General features: G+C 66.6%; 22 protein-coding genes. 13 read left to right on the forward strand and 9 right to left on the reverse strand.

Annotated elements, in window-relative coordinates; all coding sequences use genetic code 11:
* Positions 1-65 precede the first annotated feature (65 nt).
* The 4 genes from ACQPYM_RS16865 to ACQPYM_RS16880 are packed head-to-tail and all read left to right on the forward strand — an operon-like array spanning position 66 to position 2846.
* Positions 66-494, forward strand: coding sequence for an adenylyltransferase/cytidyltransferase family protein (locus ACQPYM_RS16865; RefSeq protein ID WP_433021666.1), 429 nt, complete (start codon positions 66-68; stop codon positions 492-494).
* A complete protein-coding gene (locus ACQPYM_RS16870) occupies positions 491-1240 on the forward strand; it encodes a CDP-alcohol phosphatidyltransferase family protein (RefSeq protein ID WP_433021668.1) in 750 nt (249 codons plus the stop codon). Before ACQPYM_RS16865 ends, ACQPYM_RS16870 begins: the two co-directional genes overlap by 4 nt.
* Positions 1240-1656: an adenylyltransferase/cytidyltransferase family protein gene (locus ACQPYM_RS16875; protein ID WP_433021670.1), complete on the forward strand. Its 417-nt coding sequence runs from the start codon at positions 1240-1242 to the stop codon at positions 1654-1656. Before ACQPYM_RS16870 ends, ACQPYM_RS16875 begins: the two co-directional genes overlap by 1 nt.
* Positions 1656-2846, forward strand: coding sequence for a glycosyltransferase family 4 protein (locus ACQPYM_RS16880; protein WP_433021672.1), 1191 nt, complete (start codon positions 1656-1658; stop codon positions 2844-2846). The genes ACQPYM_RS16875 and ACQPYM_RS16880 overlap by 1 nt, the downstream gene beginning before the upstream one ends.
* Positions 2847-2885: 39 nt before the next feature.
* Here ACQPYM_RS16880 and nadA read toward each other — a convergent pair whose 3' ends face one another.
* The 3 genes from nadA to nfi are packed head-to-tail and all read right to left on the reverse strand — an operon-like array spanning position 2886 to position 5527.
* On the reverse strand, positions 2886-4067 hold the full coding sequence (nadA, locus tag ACQPYM_RS16885) for a quinolinate synthase NadA (RefSeq protein ID WP_433021674.1): 1182 nt from the start codon (positions 4065-4067) through the stop codon (positions 2886-2888).
* Positions 4068-4113: 46 nt separating this feature from the next.
* Complete coding sequence (locus ACQPYM_RS16890; RefSeq protein ID WP_433021676.1) at positions 4114-4815, reverse strand: MBL fold metallo-hydrolase; 702 nt, start codon at positions 4813-4815, stop codon at positions 4114-4116.
* A gap of 58 nt (positions 4816-4873) precedes the next feature.
* Positions 4874-5527, reverse strand: coding sequence for a deoxyribonuclease V (nfi, locus tag ACQPYM_RS16895; protein ID WP_433021678.1), 654 nt, complete (start codon positions 5525-5527; stop codon positions 4874-4876).
* Positions 5528-5612: 85 nt separating this feature from the next.
* On the opposite strand from nfi, the gene ACQPYM_RS16900 reads away from it, so the two are divergent.
* Both ACQPYM_RS16900 and erpA read left to right on the forward strand, forming a co-directional pair.
* Positions 5613-6707 (forward strand): glycerate kinase family protein, encoded by a 1095-nt coding sequence (locus ACQPYM_RS16900; protein ID WP_433021680.1) that lies wholly within the window; start codon positions 5613-5615, stop codon positions 6705-6707.
* Between the two features lie 250 nt (positions 6708-6957).
* Positions 6958-7335, forward strand: coding sequence for an iron-sulfur cluster insertion protein ErpA (gene erpA, locus ACQPYM_RS16905; RefSeq protein ID WP_360271585.1), 378 nt, complete (start codon positions 6958-6960; stop codon positions 7333-7335).
* Positions 7336-7517: 182 nt separating this feature from the next.
* Here the strand turns inward: erpA and ACQPYM_RS16910 are convergent, their stop codons facing one another.
* A complete protein-coding gene (locus tag ACQPYM_RS16910) occupies positions 7518-8963 on the reverse strand; it encodes an MFS transporter (protein ID WP_433021682.1) in 1446 nt (481 codons plus the stop codon).
* Between the two features lie 109 nt (positions 8964-9072).
* On the opposite strand from ACQPYM_RS16910, the gene ACQPYM_RS16915 reads away from it, so the two are divergent.
* Positions 9073-9777: a TetR/AcrR family transcriptional regulator gene (locus tag ACQPYM_RS16915; protein WP_433021684.1), complete on the forward strand. Its 705-nt coding sequence runs from the start codon at positions 9073-9075 to the stop codon at positions 9775-9777.
* 604 nt (positions 9778-10381) lie between these two features.
* On the forward strand, positions 10382-11089 hold the full coding sequence (locus ACQPYM_RS16920; RefSeq protein WP_433021686.1) for a hypothetical protein: 708 nt from the start codon (positions 10382-10384) through the stop codon (positions 11087-11089).
* A gap of 10 nt (positions 11090-11099) precedes the next feature.
* Here ACQPYM_RS16920 and ACQPYM_RS16925 read toward each other — a convergent pair whose 3' ends face one another.
* Both ACQPYM_RS16925 and ACQPYM_RS16930 read right to left on the reverse strand, forming a co-directional pair.
* On the reverse strand, positions 11100-12128 hold the full coding sequence (locus ACQPYM_RS16925; RefSeq protein ID WP_433021688.1) for a hypothetical protein: 1029 nt from the start codon (positions 12126-12128) through the stop codon (positions 11100-11102).
* Positions 12109-12903, reverse strand: a complete 795-nt coding sequence (locus tag ACQPYM_RS16930) for a hypothetical protein (RefSeq protein ID WP_433021690.1) — start codon at positions 12901-12903, stop codon at positions 12109-12111. The genes ACQPYM_RS16925 and ACQPYM_RS16930 overlap by 20 nt, the downstream gene beginning before the upstream one ends.
* Positions 12904-13275: 372 nt before the next feature.
* On the opposite strand from ACQPYM_RS16930, the gene ACQPYM_RS16935 reads away from it, so the two are divergent.
* The 4 genes from ACQPYM_RS16935 to ACQPYM_RS16950 all read left to right on the forward strand — a co-directional run bounded on the left by ACQPYM_RS16935 (position 13276) and on the right by ACQPYM_RS16950 (position 18089).
* The gene (locus ACQPYM_RS16935) at positions 13276-13872 is read left to right on the forward strand and encodes a TetR/AcrR family transcriptional regulator (protein ID WP_433021692.1); all 597 of its coding nucleotides are present in this window, start codon (positions 13276-13278) and stop codon (positions 13870-13872) included.
* 23 nt (positions 13873-13895) lie between these two features.
* A complete protein-coding gene (locus ACQPYM_RS16940; protein WP_433021694.1) occupies positions 13896-14345 on the forward strand; it encodes a VOC family protein in 450 nt (149 codons plus the stop codon).
* Positions 14346-14556: 211 nt separating this feature from the next.
* Entirely contained in the window at positions 14557-17526 is a 2970-nt protein-coding gene (locus ACQPYM_RS16945) for an FAD-binding and (Fe-S)-binding domain-containing protein (RefSeq protein WP_433021696.1), read from the forward strand.
* A gap of 68 nt (positions 17527-17594) precedes the next feature.
* A complete protein-coding gene (locus ACQPYM_RS16950) occupies positions 17595-18089 on the forward strand; it encodes a VOC family protein (protein ID WP_433021698.1) in 495 nt (164 codons plus the stop codon).
* A gap of 47 nt (positions 18090-18136) precedes the next feature.
* On the opposite strand, the gene ACQPYM_RS16955 is transcribed toward ACQPYM_RS16950, so the two are convergent.
* The 3 genes from ACQPYM_RS16955 to ACQPYM_RS16965 form a co-directional block, all read right to left on the reverse strand.
* Entirely contained in the window at positions 18137-19312 is a 1176-nt protein-coding gene (locus tag ACQPYM_RS16955) for a M20 family metallopeptidase (protein WP_433021700.1), read from the reverse strand.
* A 48-nt stretch (positions 19313-19360) separates the two neighbouring features.
* Positions 19361-20299, reverse strand: coding sequence for an NAD-dependent epimerase/dehydratase family protein (locus tag ACQPYM_RS16960; RefSeq protein ID WP_433021702.1), 939 nt, complete (start codon positions 20297-20299; stop codon positions 19361-19363).
* 81 nt (positions 20300-20380) lie between these two features.
* Positions 20381-21808, reverse strand: a complete 1428-nt coding sequence (locus tag ACQPYM_RS16965; protein ID WP_433021703.1) for a serine hydrolase domain-containing protein — start codon at positions 21806-21808, stop codon at positions 20381-20383.
* Positions 21809-21879: 71 nt separating this feature from the next.
* Here ACQPYM_RS16965 and ACQPYM_RS16970 point away from each other — a divergent pair, with 71 nt between their 5' ends.
* Positions 21880-22776, forward strand: coding sequence for a diacylglycerol/lipid kinase family protein (locus ACQPYM_RS16970; protein WP_433021705.1), 897 nt, complete (start codon positions 21880-21882; stop codon positions 22774-22776).
* Positions 22777-22778 lie beyond the last annotated feature (2 nt).

A 22778-nucleotide genomic window follows, 5' to 3' on the forward strand; every position in this document is an offset into this window, starting at 1 on the left:
CGTTGTTCAACTCGCCCGGGGGGCGACGGGGCATAGCCCGGGAGGGCTTAGTGGGGGAGCACAGGATGCCGCAACGCATCGGCTATCTGACCGGCGTATTCGATCTGTTCCACGTCGGTCATCTCGACGTACTGGAACGGGCCAGCCAGCAGTGCGACCGGTTGGTGGTCGGCGTTCTGACCGACGACTGGGCTGTCGACGCCTGGGGTGCCCGGCCGTTCGTGCCGGTGATCGAGCGCGCGCAGATCCTCGAGCAGTTGCGCTGCGTCGACGAGGTCGTCGTGGTCGACGGGGTCGAGACGGAGTTGCTGACCGGTCAGCTCGGAGTCGCCACCGTCTTCGCGGCCGACGGGACCGACGGCGTACTGGGTCCGGACGAGCTCGACGGGGTGCCCGCCGGTCTGGTCAGCGTGCTGGCGTCCGGCCGTGGTTCCCGCAGCCAGATCCTGCGTGCCGCGATCGACCAGCGGCAGTCACGCAGTTCGGTCGCATGAGCGGGCGCTCCATCGGCGACGTGGTCGCGGAGCTGTCGCGCGCACAGAAGCCGTCGGCCGGCACTCCGGCGTACTCGCGGTTCATCAACCGGCGGATCGGCCGCTACCTGGCCGCCGGTGCGTTCCTGGCCGGCCGTACGCCGAATCAGGTCAGCCTGACCAGCGGATTCTGTTCGCTGGTCGGCATCGTTCTCATCGCGACCGTCGAGCCGAGCCTGCCGCTCGCGCTGGCGGTCACCGCGCTGCTGGTGCTCGGCTACGCCTTCGACTCCGCGGACGGGCAGCTGGCCCGGTTGCGCGGCGGTGGCTCGCCGCTGGGTGAGTGGCTCGACCACATGATCGACTGCGTCAAGATCGCCTTGCTGCACAGCGCCGTACTGATCTCGCTCTACCGCTTCGATGCCTTCAGCAACGAATTGGTCCTGCTCGTCCCGCTGGCCTACCTGTGCGTTTCGGCGGTGATGTTCTTCGGGCTGATCCTGATCGACCAGCTCCGTCGCCGGCACGGCGCCAGCACGGCCAACGTGCGCGGCGACTCGGTCCTGAAGTCGTTGCTGATAGCACCGACCGACTACGGCGTCCTGTGCCTGGTCTTCCTGACCTTCGCCTGGCCGACGCTCTTCACCGCCCTGTACGGCGCACTGCTGGCGGCCAACCTGCTCTTCCTGCTGCTCGCGATCTCCAAGTGGTACAAGGAGATGGCCGCGTTGCAGCCGGCTTCGCGGCGTACCGGGGTGAACGGCTGATGGGCGTGATCGGCTACGCCCCCGGCGTGTACGACATGTTCCACATCGGTCACCTGAACATCCTGCGCCGGGCCAGCGAGCACTGCGACTACCTGATCGCGGGGGTGGTCGAGGACGACGTGGTGACCAGGATCAAGGGCCGGCCGCCGGTGGTTCCGCACGACGAGCGGATGGAGGTCGTCCGGGCGATCGGCCTGGTCGACGAGGTGGTCAGCGACTGGTCCAGCGACAAGTTCGAGATGTGGAAGCAGTTGCGCTACGACGTGCTCTTCAAGGGTGACGACTGGAAGGGCACCGAGAAGGGGACCCGGTTGGAGAAGCTGCTCGGTGAGGTCGGTGCCAGCGTGCACTACTTCCCCTACACGGCCTCCACCTCGAGCACGGATCTCCGCCGGCTCCTGGAGGGGACGCTGTGATGTCGACCCGGCCGAAGGTCCTGCTGAGCGCTTATGCGTGCCGGCCGAAGGGCGGCTCCGAACCGGGTGCCGGCTGGGCCTGGGCGAAGGCGGCGGCCCGCGATCACGACGTCTGGCTGATCACTCGCGGCAAGTTCGCGCACGAGATCACCGAGGAGCTGGCCGCGCGGCCGATCCCGTCGCTGACGGTCGTACCGCTCGAACTGCCGAACTGGCTGCTCAAGCTCCGCCGCCGGCACGCTGACGTGTACTGGTATTACCCGCTCTGGCAGCGGCTCGCCGGGCGGACGGCTCGCCGGTTGCATGCCGAGCACTCCTTCGACGTCATCCACCACCTGACCTTCGCGACCGACTGGATGCCGGCCGGCGTGGTTCAGGAGTCGACGGCCAAGGTGATCTGGGGGCCGGTCGGCGGTTCGACGACGGTACCGATGTCGATGGCGCACTGGCTCGGCTCGAAGGGCCTGCTGAACGAACTGGTACGCCGGGCTTACACCGGCCTGCTGCGCCGGGTGGTCGGCCGGAAGCTTGCCCAGCGCGCCGATCTGGTCGTTGCCCAGAACAAGGATGTGGCCGAGTACTTCGGCCGGTACGCGCGCGAGGTGACCGTCCAGCCGAACGTCGCGATCAGTCAGTTCGCGGCGGCCAGCGGTCCCCGCGAGCCTTATGGTGCCCCGGGCATCAAAACCGCGCTGTTCGTCGGCCGGCTGATCCCGTGGAAAGGGTTGCTGATGGCAATCAGTGCCCTGGCCCGCCCGGAAGCGGCCGGCTGGGAGCTCCGCGTGATCGGTGACGGCCCGGACTGGCGCCGTGCCGAGCGGCTCGCGGAGGAGCTCGGCGTACGGGATCGGGTGGAGTTTGTTGGGCAGTTGCCGCGCGAGGACGTCCTCACCGCCCTGCTCCGCGCTGACGCCCTGCTGGCGCCTGCGATGCGTGAAGCGGCCGGCTGGGCCGTGGCTGAGGCACTGGCCAGCGGGTGCCCGGTGGTCTGCGTCGATCGCGCGGGCCCCTCGGTCATCGTCGCGCCGGAGCACGGCGCCGTCGTACCGTGGCAAGGCGACGTCGTCGGCGAACTGGCCAAGGGCCTAGCCTCCCTCACCGGCCGGATCGCCCCAGTCAACCGCTGGGCCCCCGACCGAATCCCCGACATCCTCGCCACCTGGTACAACACAACCCGCGTGCCCCACTGACCTGTACTCCGGCGGACCGGAGGACAGGTTCCGGGGAGCTCAGTCCTTGGCGGTTTTGCCGGGGAGGGCGAGCATGCGGTCGAGGGCGATCTTGGCGTACTTCTCGGTGTCGGCGTCGACCTTGATCGGGTTGACGACGTGGCCGGCGACGAGGTTTTCCAGGGCCCAGACGAAGTGTGGGAGGTCGATGCGGTTCATCGTGGCGCAGTAGCAGACGGTCTTGTCGAGGAAGACGACGTTCTTGTCGGGGTGCTGCTTGGCGAGCCGCTGGACCAGGTTGAGCTCGGTGCCGACGGCCCACGACGTACCGGGCTCGGCCGCTGCCAGGGTCTCGATGATGTACTCCGTCGAGCCGACCAGGTCAGCCTTCAGGACGACCTCGTGCTGGCATTCGGGGTGCACGATGACGTTGACGCCCGGGACGCGGCTGCGCACGTCGTCGACCGAGGCCGCGGTGAAGCGGCCGTGCACCGAGCAGTGCCCGCGCCACAGGATCATCTTGGCCTTCGCGAGCTGCTCCTTGGGGAGCCCGCCGCCCGGCTTGTGCGGGTCGTAGACGACGCACTCGTCGAGGCTGATGCCCATCTTGAGTACTGCGGTGTTGCGGCCGAGGTGCTGGTCGGGCAGAAAGAGCACCTTCTCGCCCTGCTGGAAGGCCCAGTCGAGCGCGACGTCGGCGTTGCTCGACGTACAGACCGCGCCGCCGTTGCGGCCGCAGAACGCCTTGATGTCGGCGCTGGAGTTCATGTAGGTGACCGGCACGGTGACGTCCGCGACACCCGCGTCGGCGAGCGCGTCCCAGGCCGCCTCGACCTGCTGGATGCGGGCCATGTCGGCCATCGAGCAGCCGGCCGCGAGGTCGGGCAGGATCACCGTCTGGTTCTCGTTGGTCAGGATGTCCGCCGACTCGGCCATGAAGTGCACACCACAGAAGACGATGTACGGCGCGTCCGGCCGGGCCGCGGCGTCGCGGGCCAGCTTGAACGAGTCACCCGTGACGTCGGCGAACTGGATCACCTCGTCGCGCTGGTAGTGGTGGCCGAGCACGAACACCTGGTCGCCCAGCGCCGCCTTCGCCTTCAGCGCCCGCTCGACCAGGTTCGGGTCGGAGGCCGGCGGCAGCGCGCCCGGACACTCCACTCCGCGCTCCGAGTGCGGGTCGGTGTCACGGCCCAGGAAGAGCAGGGGAAGAGACTTCGAGCCGTCAGCAATGGTGGTCACGTCAACCATCGTGCCACGCCGGAGCTCTTCCCCCGCATGTCCCACGTCACTGCTCAGAATGCGAAATTACCGCCAGTTCTCGCAGTCGCGCGGTGCCGCCGGAGCGAACTGGCTCACCGTGACCGAAGCACAGCAGTTCTGTGTCGAGCCCGGCCAGCCGGCTGAGCGAGTGCATCGCCGCGGTCCGGTCCTGGTTGAAGACACCGAGGATCACGCGGCCCTGGTATTCGGCCACCGCGTCGCCGGTGAAGAGGACGCCGTGCTGCGGCAGGGACACGGCGATGCTGCCCTCGGTGTGCCCCGGGATCGAGATCACCTGCGCACCGCCGCCGAAGTCGAGGAGGTCGCCGTCGGCCAGTTCGGTGTCCACCGGGATCGGCGGCGCCGCGAGATGCCCGTCGACCTCCGCGAACAGGGGCCGCTCCCAATCGAGCAGTACGGGCGGTGGGATCGGCGCGACCCCCTCGACCAGCGGAGCGTCGTACCGGTGGACGAGCAGCGGCGCGTCACTCCACTGCCTGATCTCGGCAGCGGAGCCCGCGTGGTCGCCGTGGGCGTGGGTGAGCACGATCCGTCGGAGTTCGGCGGGATCGCGGCCGAGGTCCTTGATCGCCAGCCGGATCGCCTCGCCCATCCCGAGCGGTCCCGTGTCGATCAGGGTCAGTCCGTCCTCGTCCTGCCAGAGGTACGCCTGGCCGACCTCGAAGCGGAGGAGATGCAGCTCTGGCCTGAGTTGTTCGATCTGCATAGAGCGAGGCTAGGTCGAGGTGGACCGCCAGCGGGGGAGATCTGCGGACAGCAGACGGTCAGGACAGCGCTTGGCGGCAGGCGTGGTCGGCGGCTCGGGTGGTTTCGGGCAGGCGGTACTTCGGGGCGAGGTGGAGCGTGTGAGCGACGGCGCTCGGGAGGTCGACGCGGTGGCCCACTGAGACGAAGACCGGCCTCACGTTGGTCTGGGTCCGGAGCACTTGGCCCACGACCTCGTCGTCCAGGAGGAGGTCGGAGGAGTCGCCGCGTTTCGGTCCAGGCTCTGCGTACGTGCCGACGAAGGCGGTCTTGGCGACGCCGATCGTGGGCAGGCCGGTCAGTACGCCGAGGTGGCAGGCAAGGCCGAAGCGTCGCGGGTGGGCCAGGCCTTGGCCGTCGCAGACGAGCAAGTCGGGGGTGATTGTCAGCTTCCCCAGAGCTTCCAGAAGTGCGGGGATCTCGCGGAAGGCGAACAGGCCCGGGACATAGGGAAAGGCGGTGCGGCCGAGCACGATCGCGCGGTCGACCTCGGTCAACGAGTGGCCGTCGAGTACGACGATCGCGGCGGCCAGGGCGTCACCGTCGTACGCGACATCGAGCCCGGCGACGTACTGCGTATCAGCCGGCGACGGCCCAGGTCCGGTCGTGTCGACGCGACCTCGGAGTTGCTCCTGTACTGCGATCGCTTCGGTTGCTGTCGTCGGCCCGTGCACGCCGCGGACGCTACCCCGCCGGGCTGGTTGTCCGGGGGATGGCGGTGGGCGGCGGCACGAGTCGGGGGTAGGAGAGGATGTGCCCATGCGCGTGCTGATTGCTCCGGACAAGTTCGCTGGGACGTTGACTGCTGTCGAGGCCGCGGCCGCGATCGAGGAAGGCTGGCGGCGACGGGACCCGCAGGCCGAAGTACTGATCGCGCCGATGGCAGACGGCGGGCCTGGGTTCATCGACGTACTGTCCACGGTCGTGGATGGGCGGCTGCTCTCGGTGGTCGTGCGTGGGCCGCTCGGTGCGGAGGTCCCGGCGACCGTGCTGGTGGGCGGCGAGACGGCGTACATCGAGACTGCTCAGGCGTGTGGTCTGCATCTCGTCGAGCCGGCCGATCGGCGGCCGGAGGACGCTTCGACGTACGGCGTGGGGCAGTTGATCGCCGCGGCCGTGGACGCCGGTGCCAAGCGGATCATCCTCGGCCTCGGTGGTTCGGGCACGAACGACGCGGGGGCTGGCCTGCTGGCGGCGCTTGGTGCGACAGCGGTCGGCGGCAGTCTGGAGGCGGGAGCCAAAGGGCTCGCTGAACTGACCGAGGTGGACCTGGAACCGGCGCGGACGCGGCTGGCCGGGGTCGAGCTCGTCGCGGCGAGTGACGTGGAGAACCCGATGCTCGGGCTGCGTGGGGCGACGAATATTTTCGGGACTCAGAAGGGCATCACCGACGAGCGGAAGCCCGCGGTCGATGGGTATCTGACCAGGTTCGCCGAGCTGGCTGGACGCAAGACGGCTGACCAGAAGGGCGCTGGGGCTGCGGGCGGGCTGGGGTACGCGCTGCTGCTGCTCGGAGCCGAGCGGGTCTCCGGGATCGATCTCGTTGCGTCGCTGACCGGGCTCGAGGTGAAGGCCGGGCAGGTCGATCTGGTCCTGACGGGGGAGGGGGCGTTCGACTTCCAGTCCCGTGACGGCAAGGTCATCTCCGGGGTGGCGAAGGTCGCGAACGACGCGATGCGGCCGTGTGTGGTGCTGGCCGGCAAGGTCCAGATCGGGGCTCGGGAGATGCGCACGATGGGGGTCGAGTCGGCGTACTCGCTGGTCGACGCGGTCGGCGAGGAGCGCGCCTTCGCCGACCCGCATGGCTCACTGGCCACCGTCGCCGAGCGCGTCGCCAAGACCTGGGCCCGCTGACGACCCGCGCCCGCCCGAGACCTAGGCCCGCTCGAGACCCGCGCCCGCTCGAGTCCTGGGCTCGCCGAAGGCGGCCGGTACGGCGTACCGGCTGTTCCAGCGGGTGGCGCGAAGTTGATCCCTGAAAATGGTGTGCGACCATGGGAATGGTTCGGGACCGGCTGATGTTGGCCCGAATGACAGCGGACTTTCCGCGCGTGGCCGCCTGCTCAGAGCGGCCGGGCGCTCATGAGATGACTTGGAGTCAGGAATGACTGAAGCGCAGACCGAGGCAGTGCAGACTGCGGAGGGCACCACCACGGCCAGCGGCATCCAGCTGACCGACGGCGCCGCCGCCAAGGTGAAGGCGCTGCTGGAGCAGGAAGGCCGCGATGACCTCGCACTGCGGGTCGCCGTGCAGCCGGGCGGCTGCTCAGGCCTGCGGTACCAGCTGTTCTTCGACGAGCGTCAGCTCGACGGCGACGTGGTGACCGACTTCGGTGGCGTCAGCGTGGTCACGGACCGGATGAGCTCCCCGTACCTCAAGGGCGCCTCGATCGACTTCGTGGACACGATCGAGAAGCAGGGCTTCACGATCGACAACCCGAACGCCACCGGCTCCTGCGCCTGCGGCGACTCGTTCAACTAAGCACCCACCAAAGCCCCGCTCACCCTCGGTGAGCGGGGCTTCGGCATGCCTGCCGCAGGGCGAAGCGGACCGCCGCCACTCACAAACCTTCGCTCCGCAGCCCGTGGCGCGCCCACCCACGCTCGGCCTCGGTCGGCCGCGGCTGGCCCGGACGAGGTTTGTGAGTGGGGGCGGTCCGGGGGCTAGTGCGTCGTCTGCTCGCGGGCTCGCTTCGGCAGGGCGAAGGTGACCAGGAGGCTGAGTGCGAAGAGGGCGACGGCGACCAGGGTGGCCGACTTGGTGGCGCCGAGGAACTGGTGGGCCGGGAGCAGCTGGAAGAAGATCGTGCCGATCACGGCCACGCCGATCGCGCCGCCGAACTGCTGCATCGCGGTCAGTACGCCGGACGCCGAGCCCGCCGCCTGGTCGTCGATCGAGGCCAGGATGATGTCGAACAGCGGAGCGAACACCATGCCCGCGCCGATCCCGCAGACCAGCGTGGCCGGTACGAGGTTCCAGACCGTCGTCGCGTCACCGTAGGCGTGCAGGGTGAACCAGACCCCGACCATCGCCAGCGTCATCACCACGATCCCCAGCTGCAGCGCCTTGCGTCCCCAGCGCGGCGCGAGCAGCCCGCCGGACAGCGGCGCGCCAATCGCGATCCCGAGCGAGAACGGCACCATCGCGAGGCCGGCCCGCAGCGGGCTGTAGTGCAGCCCGAGCTGGGTGAACAGGTTGAAGACCAGCAGGAAGCCGGACATCGCCAGGAAGAACGTGGTGATCACGCCGAGCCCCGCGACGTACCCGCGACTGCGGAACAGCGACGGGTCGATGACCGGGTTGCCGGACCTTCGCTCCCGCCAGCCGAACAGCGCGAACACGGCCACGGACGAGACCATCATCACGACCGACCAAGCCGGCCAGCCGAGTTCGCGACCTTGCACCAGCGGGTAGATCAGCAACCCGCAGGCGAGGCTGACCAGAATCACGCCGGGCAGGTCGAGCCGGGAGGCACCTTCGGTCTTCACCTCGGGCATGTATCGCAGGGCGCCGAACAGGGCGAGTACGCCGATCGGGACGTTGATGAAGAAGATCATCCGCCAGCCGGTACCGAACCAGTCCGCGTCGATCAGCACGCCCGCGATGATCGGGCCGGCCACCGCGGACAGGCCCATCACCGGGCCGAACAGGCTGAAGGCCTTGCCGATCTCCTGCGGTGGGAAGACCGCCTTCAGGATCGCGAATCCCTGCGGGATCATCACCGCTCCCAGCAGGCCTTGCGCGATCCGGCTGCCGATCAGCATCTCCGGCGAGGTGGCCAGCCCGCAAACGGCCGAGGCGACGGTGAAGCCGACGGCGCCGATGACGAACAGCCGGCGCCGCCCGACCAGGTCGCCGAGCCGGCCGAAGGAGACCAGGCCGATCGCGAACGCGAGCGTGTAGCCGGCCAGCATCCACTGCATCGCCGCCTCCGACCCGCCCAGCTCGGCGCGGATGGAGGGCGCCGCGATGTTCACGATCGTCGCGTCGACCAGGTCCATGATCTCGGCGACCAGCACGGTCCCGAGCACGATCCAGCGCCACTTGTACGCCGGTGCGGTGCCGGCCGCGGCCGTGTCGGCCGGGCCGGCGGTTGTTGAGGTGCTCATCGATGGCGCCCCTTTCGCGTTTCTTGATTCGAACGGTGTTCGTTCACGAACACTGTTCTATCCGCGAACGCCGTTCTCGTCAAGTACGCCGTTCGCTAGAGTGACCCGCATGAACCAGTCGCCGTGGCAGCCGATCAGCCCCGAGAAGCCGGCCCGCCGTGCTCGCGAGCCGCTGAGCCGGGAGCGGATCGTCGACGCCGCGATGGAGGTCTTGCTCGAGCAGGGCTACGAGGCCGTCTCGATGCGCAAGGTCGCCCAGGTGCTCGACACCGGGCCGGCTTCGCTCTACGCGCACGTCGCCAACAAGCGGGAGCTCGACCAGTTGCTGGTCGACCGGGCCGCCGAGGGGATCGAGATCCAGGAGGCCGACCCGGAGCGCTGGCAGGAGCAACTGAAGGACGCGATGCGGTCGATGGTCACCGTGATGCGCGCCTATCCAGGGGTGGCCCGCGCCGCGATCGGTCAGGTGCCGCTCGGGGAACGCGCGCTGCGCAGTACGGAGAGCATGCTCGCGATCCTCAAGGCGGGTGGGTTGCCGGACCAGGCGGCCGCGTGGGCGGTCGACATGATCGGGCTATTCGTCGCGGCGACGGCATTCGAGGAAAGCGTCCAGGGCGCGTCCGGGTGGACCGAGGAGGATGTGACCCGATTCGTCGGCGAGCTGCGGCAGTTCTTCGAAGGCCTGCCCCCGGATAAGTTCCCGTTCACAATCGCCCTGGCCGGCGCACTCACCACGGGGGCACTGGGCGACGAACGGTTCGAGTTCGGCCTACAGGTAATCGTCGCCGGCCTGGCAACACTGGCCGAAAACTGAGCTACCGACGGCGCTCGCCGCGGGTGTATGGGCTGGAGTATTGCACCCACCCGTGCTCGTGTTCCGGGCGGGCGCGTCGTGCCCGCCCGAACCTCTGGCAATGCGAGGCGCACGCGTAGCTAACTCGTGTCCGTTGCATGGCTGGTGTGCTGTGCGCCCATGCTCGTATGCCGACCTAGCGCGCCGGTGCCCACCCACCCGTCGAGGTAGCGCCGGCCGTTCGACGGCCTTGGCAGTTGATGTCACGGGGCGCGCACCCGCATCTCGTATGGTCGGCGACACCTCGGTGCGGCTGGCGTCTGCGCTTCAAGGCTGCACCGCTCCTCCGCTCTATGTCTTCCCTTGCAAATGCTCGAAGCACGGCACATGATGCGAGCACCGACGACCTTTGCACCGGATCGTCTTGTGCGGAGTGCGGTGGCTGAATTCGGCGATTGCCGCGTAGCTCCCTCAGTTCCGACCGCTGCACGGGGGAAATCAGTTCAGGCTCCGGAGCAGCTCAGCAAAAGTCACTGCGGTCAGGGCCACTGACCATTTCAGGCTTCGACTTTGGCAGTTTAGCGGGCACATTGCCAATCGGCCGGTCCACCCATCTGGAGTTGATATGACACAAACCGTGGTAGTCAAGATTAGCGGTGAGTCACTGAGGGGCGAGCAGTACGCGCTATCGCACCTCGCATTCACCCGCTTCGTTTCGCAAATCCGTCGACTGGTTGATTTCGGAATCAAGTGCGTCGTCGTCTTAGGTGCCGGCAACATATTCCGCGGGAGGGATTCGGCCACGATGAGTATCAACTCAGACGACGGCGATCAGGCCGCGATGCTCGCGACGGGGGTCAATGCGCTGGTCTTCGCGGCCAGATGTAAATCTGTCGGACTACGGTCCGTTGTTCTCACGAGCGGGCCGTGTGTCTCCTTTGGAATCCCGTGGACACAACGAAGCCTCGCAGAGGCATTGGCGACAAATGACGCCGTTGTGCTGGCAGGCGGCCTCGGGATCGGCGGAATATCGTCCGATGTGTCTGCTGTTCAGCTCGCTGCTGACGCGGGGGTGGGCTGTCTTGTGCTGGCAAAACATGAGGTAGATGGAGTCTATACGAGCGACCCGCGTCGCAGTCCCAATGCGAAACTAATTGAAGAAATCTCGGCGACAGAAGCATATCGTCGCCAACTCTCTTTTACCGATCCAGAAGCATTGCTGCTTGCTGGCGAGCTCCACATAAAGCTGCATGTGGTCAACGCGCAAACCGAGTCGAGCATCTTCCGTGCGGCCAAGGGTGAACGAGTCGGCTCAGTTATCCGGCCAGAGTGACTGAGCCTGCTCAGAAGAGATCATCTGGGCTCATCCCAGCCTTTTTCAGGCGACCCTTCTGTCGCTCGACCCGCTCCTGTGCGAGAGTTCGAAGGTTGACGAGGGTGTCCGTGCAGCCCAAGTCTGACAACATCGCAGTCATCGATTTGTCGTCCGATACCAGGTCGGCTGACGGCCCGTTAGGCGCAAAGACGGCGACTTTGGTCGCAAATCGTCGAGACAGTTCGAGTGCTCGTTGATACGCGTCGAACGGGCGTGAGCGGCTGTGGAACTCTAGGGTCTCTGGAAAAAATGCGGTGCCGACATAGTAACTAAGAAACATGCCGTCATCGAAGTATTCGCAACGGAAGAATGGCAGATCCCGATGAAGGTAGATCGCCGTAGGTCGAGTGTGGCGAATGTCGAACAGGCCGACTAGAGATACCCATATATCGACCTGCAGGGACTCTTGCTCTGCGGCGACAGCACTCGCGGTCGGCTCTACTCCGGTCCGTTGCAACCGGTATTCGGCATGAGCGCGCAATGGCTCAGTCGCCCGAGGGTCGAGCAAGCACAGCCGAACCCGCTCGATATCCTTCACCTCTGGACGGTTCTTCAGTAACACAAGGCGCGCCATTGTCACGTTTGCGCTGTCGCCTTTGTAGTCGTACCTGCTGGAGTTGGATAGGAATTTTACGAAAGCCTCCCTGAAATCAGACTTTGGCTCTGCTGAGGATTCATAAGACGCGGAGGGCAATGCGGCTTCGAAGTAATCCTGGAACTGTCGATTGGCGGTTTCAATTGCATACTTGCTGATGGTCATTGATCGAACCTGATCGCGCCTCGGCTCGAGAAGGAGGGAAATGAAGACGAAGACAGTGATAGACGCTATCAATCCGCCGCCGATCGCCTGAACGTATTCGTTCCACTCCGTCGTCAGATGAAAGATACGGCCGGCCAAAGTTCCGAATACGCCTAAGCCAAGCACCACCAAAACCACCAGTACCGCCCAGATCTTGGCGTACGAATGCATCATCCGCTCATTTTGATCTTTCGCCATCAAGCCCTCCCAATGAGAATTCGAGCAACTTCCTCAAGCGAGGATTGGGTACCACGCTCGAGCCCTCCTGAAGTCGCGGCTGAGAATGCCGCCGGCGAATGACCGTACTATGATCCAAGAGGTCCATTCCGTGGAGCACCATCGTGAATGATTCGGTTTCTACGGAGGCTTTGTGAAGTCCCTCCAGCGAGTGGAAATAGGTGTCACCTGTTGAATGATGCTGTTCGATTAGTGTCGTCAGCCCGACAATGCCGCGATGTTCCATGCGATAGTCTCCCCGCTCTGAGGGGAAGCAGTCGAGCATTTCAAATTCAGTGCCAACCGATACTTGGTGAGACGAGGTCTGGATCGTCCCCTTCAGTACAAAAGAAGCGAAATGCCATCTGTGTGAATGAATGTCGACATCACCGACACCAGGAGGCCAGTAATGAAGGCGCAGACTCCACGCGCCAGATCGGTCGGCAAGCACGACCTTCGTGAATCCATTTGGATGTTCGAAGGCATAGATCTCTTCCAGGCGATGAGATGATCGACCAACCAACAACGATTTCAAATAGGTCGCAAGTCGGCCGGAATTGATCAGTTCATCCAGGGTGGTCAGTACAGAACGTGGCTCGTCGAGTTGATTTGACAGCAACCCTGTCACTTCACTGTCAAATGTATCCACTTCCGAAGCGCCACCTTTCTGCAAACCGCTGAGATTACCGTGCTGTTGAGAATCATGCCTGTCGCGCCCGGATCTGACCAGACCTGGCGCCGCCATCGACGCGCCCACGATCGGCCCTGACGGTCTGGGTATTCGTAGAATCGCGGTAGGCGTCTGCCGGTCTCTGAGTCGCGCTTTGTGTGCCCTGCGTTCCGGCCTCCGACAGCCCTCACCTCGTCCGGCACATCTCGCAATACTGCTCTCAGTCTCTCAATCAGGGGACTGTGAAGCGGAGCGACGTCACGAGGAGGCTGGCTTGTAGATCCCCATCGGTTTGCGTGCGCGACCGCAGCAGGAGTCCCCATGCGGTCTCCAGTCGTTGCGGTCGAGCGTGCCGGGTTGGACCTCTGACAGGTTCGGGTGGGCGCGACGCGTTGACACGCGATGCGAGTACGGGTGGGGAGATGTACCTGTTGACAACCTTTATACAGCGTGCAAATAATGCTGACTGTGTTAAAGAAAGAGGTTGGGGGGTGGCGGGAGGCTCGGCGGGAGAGTGCTCGGGCTTCGGTGCTGGCGGCTGCTTGGGAGTTGGTTCGGGAGGACGGGCTGGCGGCGTTGTCGTTGCGGGAGCTTGCTCGGCGGGCCGGGATCACTACGCCGACCGTCTACGCGTACTTCGAGTCGAAGAATGCGATCTTTGACGCCATGTTCGCCGAGGCCGCGCGGGCCTTTGTCGAGTTGAAGGCCGGCTTGCCCGTCACCGATGATCCGGCGCGGGATCTGTTGACCGAGGCTGAAGCCTTTGTTCGGTTCTGTGTTGAGGATGTACCGCGGTACCAGTTGCTGTTCCAGCGTTCCGTGCCCGGGTTCACGCCGTCGCCGGAGTCCTATGAGCTTGCCGTGAGCGCCTTGGCGAACACCCGTGAGCTCCTCGCACGCAACGGCGTGCACGATCCGAAGTACCTCGACATCTGGACCGCCATCACGACCGGTCTGGTCGATCAGCAGGTTTCCAACGAGCCTGGTGGCGACCGATGGACCCGGCTCGTCGAGGACGTGACGCAGATGTTCCTTGCTCGCTACGCGAAGGCGTGAGCAAGTACCTGAAGGGGGCAATCATGTCCACAGTCACCCAGCCCACGCTGCACCATCTGGCCCTCACCGTGACCGACCTGGAGGCCAGCGTCTCCTGGTACGGCGAGGTCTTCGACGTTCACCCGATCATGGACATCCCGCACCGCGGCGGCGTCGGGCGGATCCTCGCCGATGCGGATCACCGGTTGATGATCGCGCTGCACCGGCACGAGACCAACGACGGCCGGCTCAGCGCCGAGACAACCACCGGGCTCGACCACGCCGGCTTCACCGTAGGCAGCCGGGCCGATCTCGAGCAGTGGCAGGACCACCTCGAAGCACACGGCGTGGTGCGCGCGGAGACGGCCGACAAGCCGCTGACCCAATCACCCATCGCCGACGAGCCCTACGCCTCGGTCCTCGTCTTCCGCGACCAGGACAACATCCAACTCGAACTCTTCGCCCCGAACACTGTCCCGACCGACAGGACATAGTGCCGACTTCCAAGCTTTCCAAGCCCCCGCTGAGCGTGAGCGAGCCGAGCAGACCCAACCATCTCCTGTCGCTCGGCACACTCACCGCGCGGTGAGGCGAGGTGGTTCGGTGGCAGTGTGCGGTCGACCCCAATGGTTCGGGTGGGGGCAAAGCGTCCTGCCCGGGATGTGAGTACGGGTGGGGGCATACGTCACCGGTAGATTGTGGGCGATGTCGAACTCACGGCAGGGCGGCGAGCGGCAGGTCCTCCAGTACGACGTGGTGCGGCTGGCGGGTGAGTTGCGGGCGCAGGAGCGTGGCACGGTCGGTACTGACGCGCGGAGTCGGGCGCTGTATGCGGCGGACGGGTCTAACTATCGTGCTGTGCCGGAGCTCGTGGTGGTGCCGGTGGATCAGGCGGATCTTGCTGCGGCGGTGGCGCTGACGGCGGCGGCCGGGGCGCCGGTCACGCTGCGCGGCGGCGGTACGTCGATGGCGGGCAACGCGATCGGCGGGGTGGTCATCGACGCCTCGCGGCACGTCAACAAGATCGTCGACCTCGACCCAGCAGCCGGTACTGCGGTCGTCGAACCCGGCGTTGTCCTGACAGACCTGTTGGCGGCGGCCAAACCCCACGGGCTCGCGTTCGGCGCCGATCCGTCGTCAGGCAGCCGGGCGACACTCGGCGGGATGATCGCGAACAACGCGTGCGGGGCACACTCAGTCGCCTGGGGTACCACCGCCGACAACGTGCTGGCACTCGAGGTGCTGCTCCCGGACGGCACCCGCCTGACGGTAGACGCGCCCGACGCCGCTGGCGCGGCGGCGGGCGCGGGTGGGAAGGCGAGGGCCGCAGGAACTGCAGCCGCTGGTGGAGTGGATGTTGCGGCGCGGCGGGAGTACTACGCGAGGAAGCCGGGGCGGGAGGGGGAGTTGCATCGGGGGTTGCAGGGGTTTGTCGACCGGAACCAGTTGGTGATCGAGCGTCGGTTCGGGTTGTTCGGGCGGCAGATTTCGGGTTATGGGTTGCAGTGGTTGTTGCCTGCGCACGGGTACAACGTGGCGGGGTTGTTGTGTGGGAGTGAGGGTGGGTTCGCGGCGACTCTGCAGGCGACCGTCCGGCTGACTCGGTTGCCTCGGGCAAAGGTTTTGTGTGTGCTCGGGTTTGCGGACTCGGTGACGTCGGCGGATTGTGTGCCGGTGGTGCTGCGGCACGGGCCATTGACGATGGAGTCGATCAATCACGATCTCGTCGAGCGGCTGCCGACCGAAGTACGGAATGCGGCGATTCATGCCGGCCTGCCTGCCGGTCGCGCATGGTTGCTCGTCGAGATGGGTGGTCCAGATCAACAGGCCGCAGCCAAAGCCGCCGAGCCGATGCTTGAAGAGCTCCGGGACTCCGGTTCGCCGGCGACTGCTTCGCTGGTCACAGACCCGAAAGCCCAGGCTGTCCTGTGGCGCTGCCGGACCGACGCGGCCGGGTTGGCGACTCGTCGGGCCGACGGTGCCGAAGCGTGGGGTGGTTGGGAGGACGCCGCCGTGCCGCCCGAGCGGTTGGGTGCCTACCTCCGCGGTCTCGACGAACTCCTCTCGAGGCACGGCCTGTCCGGTGCGTCGTACGGGCACTTCGGTGAGGGCTGCATGCACATGCGGATCGACTTCGACCTGCTCAGCCGGCGTGGGCTCACGACGTACCGGGAGTTCGTCGAGCAGGCCACTGATCTCGTCGTGGAGCTTGGCGGATCGGTCTCGGGTGAGCATGGAGACGGGCGGGCGCGGTCCGAGTTGCTGACTCGCATGTACGGCGCCGACGGGGTGCGGCTGTTCGGCGAAATGAAGGACCTGTGGGACCCGACCCGCGTGATGAACCCGGGGATGATCGTCGATCCGCCGCCGCTGGACGAGCAGATCAGGCACAGCGGGCCGGCCAAGGACCGCGAACTTCTCACTGTGTTTGCCTATGGCAACGATGAGCACAGTTTCGCCCAGGCGCAGCGGCGTTGTGTCGGGATCGGCAAGTGTCGGCAGAGCTCGGGCGGCGTGATGTGCCCGAGTTACCAGGTGACCAAGGAAGAGCTGCACTCGACGCGGGGTCGCGCGCATCTGCTCTGGGAGATGCTCGAGGGCGATCTGGTCACGGACGGCTGGCGCTCGACCGAAGTACGTGACGCGCTCGATTTGTGTCTGTCGTGCAAGGGGTGTCTGTCGGACTGCCCGGTGAACGTCGACATGGCGACGTACAAAGCCGAGTTCACCCATCACCACTATGCGCGGCGGCCGTGGGCGAGGCCGTTGTCGCACTGGTCGATGGGCTGGCTCCCGCTCTGGTCGCGACTGGCTGCCCGCGCGCCGAAGCTGGTCAACGCCGTCGCCAACCGGAAGCTGGTGAAACGTCTGGGTGGGATCGCAGTGCAACGTGAGATCCCGCAGTTCGCCGACCAGAGCTTCGAGGCATGGTTCGCCACCCGCACAGCCAAAGCAGGCGCCCAAGGCAAGGTTTTGTTGTGGCCGGACACCCTGACGAACTTCCTCGTACCAGAGATCGGCAAGGCCGCCGTCGAGGTGCTGGAGGCGGCCGGTTTCGAGGTCGTCTTGCCGGACAAGCCCGTGTGCTGCGGCCTCACCTGGATCTCGACCGGCCAGCTCGGCGTGGCCAAACGCGTCCTCGAGCGCTCCCTCGCCGCATTGGCCCCAGCTCTTGCAGCCGGTACGCCGATCGTCGGGCTCGAGCCGAGTTGCACGGCAGCCCTGCGGCAGGACGCGCCCGACCTCCTGCCGGATAACCCCCTCGCCACGGCGGCCGCAGCCTCGACGTACACGCTGGCCGAATTCCTCATCAACGCAGGTTGGGAGCCGCCGCAGGTCGGGGGAGAGGCGCTGGTCCAGCCGCACTGTCACCAGCACGCCGTGCTCGGCTTCGACGCGGACAAGGCGCTGATGGCGGCAGCCGGGATCAAAGCGGTCGTGCCCGATGCGGGCTGCTGCGGCCTGGCCGGCAACTTCGGCTTCGAAGCTGACCACTACGACGTCTCCAAGGCCGTCGGAGAGCGGGTTCTGCTCCCCGCCGTCCGCGAGGCCGACCCGCGGACCGCGATCCTCGCCGACGGCTTCAGTTGCCGAACCCAGATCTCTCACGGCACCGACCGCCGACCGCTGCACCTCGCCCAACTCCTGGCCATCGCTCTCCACCAAGAAAAGTAGAGGACAAACATTGTCCGCTTCTCGCCGTAGCGTCTGATTCACCAACTCACGACGCAGGAGGAGCACCCATGACCGTCAAGGCGATCCCCGAGGGCTACACGACGATCACGCCCTGGATCATCTCGAAGGACACGAACGCCTTGATGGACTACCTGACCCGTGCCTTCGGGGCCGAGGAGCTCTTCCGTGTCGCCGACGAAGACGGTGTCATCGGTCACGCCGAGATGCAGATCGGCGACGCGAAGGTGATGATGTTCGACGCCCGGCCGGACTGGCCGCCGACCCCGGCGTACCTGCGCCTGTACGTCGAAGACGCGCGCGCCGTGCACCGGCAAGCCGTCGAGGCGGGCGGGACGTCGGTCACCGAGGTCACCCACCTGGCCTTCGGTGACCTGATCGGCCGGGTCCGCGACCCGTTCGGCAACCTCTTCTGGATCATGACCCGGATCGAGGACGTCACCGAGGAGCAACTGGCCGAGCGCTTCGCCGACCCGGAGTTCACCAAGGCGATGGACTACGTCCAAGGCTCGGAGTTCTTCCCACCCCAGCAGCCGCAGCACTGACGAAGCGTCGGCGCTTCCCACCCAGCAGCCGCAGCACTGACCAAGCGTCAGCCCAGCAGACGTAGCGCAGTCAACGCGTACGCCTTCGCCGCGACCAGCAGTTCATCGACGCCGACGGACTCGTCGGCTCGATGAGCCTGGTCGGTCACCGATCCAGGACCGAGCACCACCACCGGTACGCCGAAGTCGCGCGCGATGAAGCCGCCGTCGCAAGCCGCCGTCCATCCGCCCAACGGCAGCCCCGGCCCGCCGGCGTCGGCCAGTGAAGCGTCAGTCACCCTGACCAGATCCGTATCGGCGGCGGTCAGGAACGCAGGCATCTCCATCGGCATCTCCAGTTCGACCGACAGACCGCGATCTTCCAGGCGAAGCGCCGCCACCCGCGCCCGCAGATCGTCGAGAACGCCAGCAGGTGACTCACCCGGAAGCAGCCGACGGTCGGCGACGAGAGTGCACTCGGCCGGCACGATCGAACCGCCGGTACCGCCCTGGATCTGACCGACACTCCACGTCGCCGCGCCCAGCAGCGGATGCGGCCGAGCCGCCAGCTCGGCATGAAGACGTTCGATCTCGGCAACGACAGCCGCTGCGCCGTAGATCGCGTTGGCGCCATCGGCGGGGTTGCCCGCGTGGCAGGCCTTTCCGTGCACCGAGACCTTCAGATAGGAGTCGCCTCGCGCGCCGATGATGGTCTGCAGATCAGTCGGCTCAGCGGTGATGCAGCCGATCCAGGAGCGGCCCGCAGTTTCGACGTACGAGCGGATGCCCTTGCCGGTCTCCTCCTCGTCCATCAGGGCAGCCAGCTCGACCGGACCGCTAAGCCCGGTACCGCGCAAAGCCGCGAGCGCGACGAGGGCGGCCGCGAGTCCGCCCTTCATGTCCGATGCGCCTCGCCCGTACAGGCGGCCGTCGACCAGTACGCCGCCGAAGGGATCCTTCGTCCAGCCGTCACCGACCGGTACGACGTCGGTGTGGCCGAGCAAGAGCAGTCCAGGTCCGTTGCCCCCGGCAAGGGTGATGCTGACGTTGTCCCGCCCGGGCTCGACCTGAGTGGCGACCACGTCCAGCCCGAGCTCAGCCGCAGCCGCGCTCAACACCGCCACAGTCGCCGCTTCTTCGCCAGGCGGGTTCTGCCCGGTTGCCCGCAGCAGGCGCTGGGTGAGCTCGACGACAAGCTCCCCGTCGATGCGATCAAGGACAGTCTGCTCGGCCGAAGTGATCACAAGCGCACCCTATCGACGCTCGCTCGCCCAAGCACTCCCTCAACCGATCTACAGACCGTGGCGGAAGCCCTGCCGCCAGCTGGCGTAGCCGGGCTGCCAGCTGAAGGTGTCCTTGGCCAGGGAGTTGTCGACACCGCGGATCTTGGTGAAGAAGTCGACGCCGACCTGGCCGATGGCGAGCTTCGCCAGCCAGACGGGGATCTTGCGGGGAGCCTTCGCGCCGAGGATGCGGGCCAGCTCGGGAATCCAGACCGCCGCGGACGCCGGATCGTCGTCGGCGATCTGGTAGATGCCGGGATCGCCGGTCGAGACCGCGCGCACGGTCACGTCGGCCGCGTCGTCGTAGTGGATGAACGACCAGATGCCGGCCCCGTCGCCGACCAGCGGGAGCTTGCGCTTCTCGATCAGTTCGACGATCTCACCGCCCTTGCCGACAGCACCGGTCGGGCCGTAGAAGCTCGCGTACCGCAGGACGAGGCCTTCGAGCTCCTTGTCCCCGGTGACCGTGTCCTCCACGTAGCGCAGGCCGGCCATCGACTGGCGGGTCGCCGGATGCGGGTTGGGGTCGAGCGGGTCGGCCTCGGTCTTGATGGTCGAGCCACCGCGTTGCAGGTTCCAGCCGGCGTAGCTCTGGGCGATGAACCGGCGTACTCCGGCCGCGTGCGCGGCGGCCAGCAGGTTGTCCGTGCCCTCGGTGCGCAGCCGGTTGGTCAGGGCGAAACTCTCGTCGAACTTCTTGAAGTTGATGCCGCCCTTCAAGGCGGTCATCTGGTGCACGACCACCTCGGGACGGACGGACACCACCGCCGCCTTCACCGCTGCGGCGTCCAGCCCGTCCGCGATCACCACGTCGGCACCCTGCGCCCGCACTCCGGCCGCGCCGGACTCGGACCGGATCATCCCGGTCACCTCGTGCCCCGCCGCGATCAGCTTCGGGACCAGCGAACGGCCGAGCCCACCGGTTGCTCCTGCCACCAAGACCTTCATGTCATTTCCTCCGATGTCTCTGTTGTTGATCCCAGGGACACGGCGGGCGGCAGGGTCTGTGACATGACCTGCCTCACATAGTCAGCGCGAGCGCAAGGTGAGTTCCGGGGAGCCGAAGGAGACGTTGAACTTCGCACTGACCTGAAGCACGTCGCCCTCGGGGCGGCAGCGCAGGGTGACGACGTACGGCGTCTCGAGGTGGCGCAGGGTCGCGACGAAGGTGTCACCGTCCCCATAGGCGCTGGTCACCACGCGTTGCGCTGGATCGCGCAACTCGTCGATGGACTCGCGCCAGTCGCCGGGTGCGAAGACGAGCTCCTGGGTGGTGCCTTCGGGAGCTTCGGCGTACTCCGTCAGTGGCCCGGCCTCGAGGGTGATGATGCCGGTGCCGTCGGGGTCCAGCCTGATGGACTTGATTCCCGTGACGCTCGGGTCGAACTCGTACGTTCGCCCGTCGCCGCTCGGGGCGGGCCCGGTGGGCGGCAGGATCTCCAGCTTCGCCGGGCGCGGAGTACCGTCGCCTGACTCGCCTTGCAGGGCGGGCAGCAGGTGCGACCAGACGATGTCCATGACGGCTTGCATGTTCGGCGAGGCACTGGTGATGACGAGCGTGGCGTCGTGGTCGGGGAAGACCAGGCAGAACTGGCCGAAGGCGCCGTCGCCTCGGTACGCGTTGTGCCGCGCGCGCCAGAACTGGAAGCCATAGCCCTGTTTCCAGTCCGGGTTGGTCTCGGTGTCGTTCGGCACCTGCTTCTTCGTCGCCTCGTCGATCCAGGCGGCCGGCGCGAGCTGTTTGCCGTCCCACTCGCCGCGCTGCAGCAGGAGTTGGCTGAACTTCGCCAGCGACTCGGTGTTGAGGCTCAGCCCCCAGCCACCGAAGCTGATGCCCTCCGACGACTGCTCCCAGATCGCCTCGCCGGCGCCGAGCGGCTCGAACAGGCGCGGCCGTAGGTAGTCGAGCAGGCTTTCGCCGGTGATCCCCTGCAGGATCGCCGACAGCATGTACGTCGCGCCGCTGTTGTAGACAAAATGGGTGCCGGGCTGGTGCTCCACTTCGAGGCCGAGGAAAGCCCGGACGGCTCGACCCGCACCGACTACAACGGAGTCTTGCCCAGGCCCGCTGGTCATGGCCACCACGGCGTCTTCCGCGTGGCCGCTGGTCATCGTGAGCAGGTGCCGGATCTCCATCGCGGCCAGGTTGTCGCTGACCTTCTCCGGCAGGTCGTCCTCGCCGAAGAACGAGACGACCTTGTCGTCCAGCGACAACTTGCCGTCGGCGATCAGCAGTCCGATCCCGATCGAGGTGAAGCTCTTCGACACCGAGAACAGCAGATGCCGGTCCTCGAGCCGGTACGGCGACCACTGCTCGGCCAGCACCACCTGACCGTGGCGCTGCAGCATCACCGTGTGGATCTCCTGCTCGGACGCGTCGAGCGCGGCGACGAACGCGTCCAGCGCGTCGGTGGATAGGCCTTGCTCTTCTGGGGTACTCCTTGGAAGGCTGCTCACCCCGAGCACAGTATCCAATACTTTTCCCACCCCACCGCCCCGGTCATCCCCTGGAACGGACAAGAAACCACGTGATCTCACGCGCCGCCGTGATCCTGAACCCGATCAAGGTCCCCGATCCCGACGAGTTCCGCAGCAAGGTCGTGTCCGCCCTCACCGAGCGCGGCTTCGACGAACCGCTGTGGCTGGAGACGACCGTGGACGACGCGGGCTCGGCGATGGCCAAGCGGGCGATCGACGAGACCGTCGACCTGGTCGTGGTAGCCGGCGGTGACGGGACCGTGCGGGTGGTCTGCGCCGAGCTGGCCCGCAGCGGCATCCCGGTCGCGGTCCTCCCGGCCGGCACCGGCAACCTGCTGGCCCGCAACCTCGGTATCTCGCTCGATCTGGACCAGGCGCTGGCCGAGCTGCTGGACGGTGGTGAGCAGCGGATCGACAGCGTGCAGATCGAGGGCGACCAGTTGGAGACCGACCGGTTCGTGGTGATGGCCGGCCTCGGGCTCGACGCCGCGATCATCGCCGACGCCCGCGACGGGCTGAAGAAGCAGATCGGCTGGGCGGCGTACGTGGTCTCGACCTTGAAGAACCTCAACCACCCGTTCGTCCGGGTCGAGATCACCGTAGACGACCGGCCGCCGGTACGCCGTCGCGCGCGGACCGTGGTGATCGGCAATGTCGGCACCTTGCAGGCGAACATCCCGCTGCTGCCCGATGCCCGCCCCGACGACGGGCGGATCGATGCGGTCGTCCTGGCCCCGCGCCGCCTCGCGCACTGGCCACGGCTCGCCCTGAGCCTGCTGATCAAGTCGATGCAGGAAGGGCGGCACATCGAACGCTTCAGCGGCGAGACGATCCAGGTCCGCGCGGCCACCACCGTCCGCCGCCAGCTGGACGGCGACGAGATCACCGACGGCCACACCCTGTCCGCTTCGGTAGACCCCGGAGCGCTCCTGGTCCGGGTGCCCTGACG

The sequence above is a fragment of the Kribbella sp. CA-294648 genome (assembly GCF_050943845.1).
Taxonomy (GTDB): domain Bacteria; phylum Actinomycetota; class Actinomycetes; order Propionibacteriales; family Kribbellaceae; genus Kribbella.

Bases quoted from the DNA above. Each gene is read 5' to 3' on its own strand.
- ACQPYM_RS16865 (WP_433021666.1), top strand. From the start codon at position 66: ATGCCGCAACGCATCGGCTATCTGACCGGCGTATTCGATCTGTTCCAC.
- ACQPYM_RS16870 (WP_433021668.1), top strand. From the start codon at position 491: ATGAGCGGGCGCTCCATCGGCGACGTGGTCGCGGAGCTGTCGCGCGCA.
- ACQPYM_RS16875 (WP_433021670.1), top strand. From the start codon at position 1,240: ATGGGCGTGATCGGCTACGCCCCCGGCGTGTACGACATGTTCCACATC.
- ACQPYM_RS16880 (WP_433021672.1), top strand. From the start codon at position 1,656: ATGTCGACCCGGCCGAAGGTCCTGCTGAGCGCTTATGCGTGCCGGCCG.
- ACQPYM_RS16890 (WP_433021676.1), bottom strand. From the start codon at position 4,815: ATGCAGATCGAACAACTCAGGCCAGAGCTGCATCTCCTCCGCTTCGAG.
- ACQPYM_RS16900 (WP_433021680.1), top strand. From the start codon at position 5,613: ATGCGCGTGCTGATTGCTCCGGACAAGTTCGCTGGGACGTTGACTGCT.
- erpA (WP_360271585.1), top strand. From the start codon at position 6,958: ATGACTGAAGCGCAGACCGAGGCAGTGCAGACTGCGGAGGGCACCACC.
- ACQPYM_RS16910 (WP_433021682.1), bottom strand. From the start codon at position 8,963: ATGAGCACCTCAACAACCGCCGGCCCGGCCGACACGGCCGCGGCCGGC.
- ACQPYM_RS16915 (WP_433021684.1), top strand. From the start codon at position 9,073: ATGAACCAGTCGCCGTGGCAGCCGATCAGCCCCGAGAAGCCGGCCCGC.
- ACQPYM_RS16920 (WP_433021686.1), top strand. From the start codon at position 10,382: ATGACACAAACCGTGGTAGTCAAGATTAGCGGTGAGTCACTGAGGGGC.
- ACQPYM_RS16925 (WP_433021688.1), bottom strand. From the start codon at position 12,128: ATGGCGAAAGATCAAAATGAGCGGATGATGCATTCGTACGCCAAGATC.
- ACQPYM_RS16935 (WP_433021692.1), top strand. From the start codon at position 13,276: ATGCTGACTGTGTTAAAGAAAGAGGTTGGGGGGTGGCGGGAGGCTCGG.
- ACQPYM_RS16940 (WP_433021694.1), top strand. From the start codon at position 13,896: ATGTCCACAGTCACCCAGCCCACGCTGCACCATCTGGCCCTCACCGTG.
- ACQPYM_RS16945 (WP_433021696.1), top strand. From the start codon at position 14,557: ATGTCGAACTCACGGCAGGGCGGCGAGCGGCAGGTCCTCCAGTACGAC.
- ACQPYM_RS16950 (WP_433021698.1), top strand. From the start codon at position 17,595: ATGACCGTCAAGGCGATCCCCGAGGGCTACACGACGATCACGCCCTGG.
- ACQPYM_RS16960 (WP_433021702.1), bottom strand. From the start codon at position 20,299: ATGAAGGTCTTGGTGGCAGGAGCAACCGGTGGGCTCGGCCGTTCGCTG.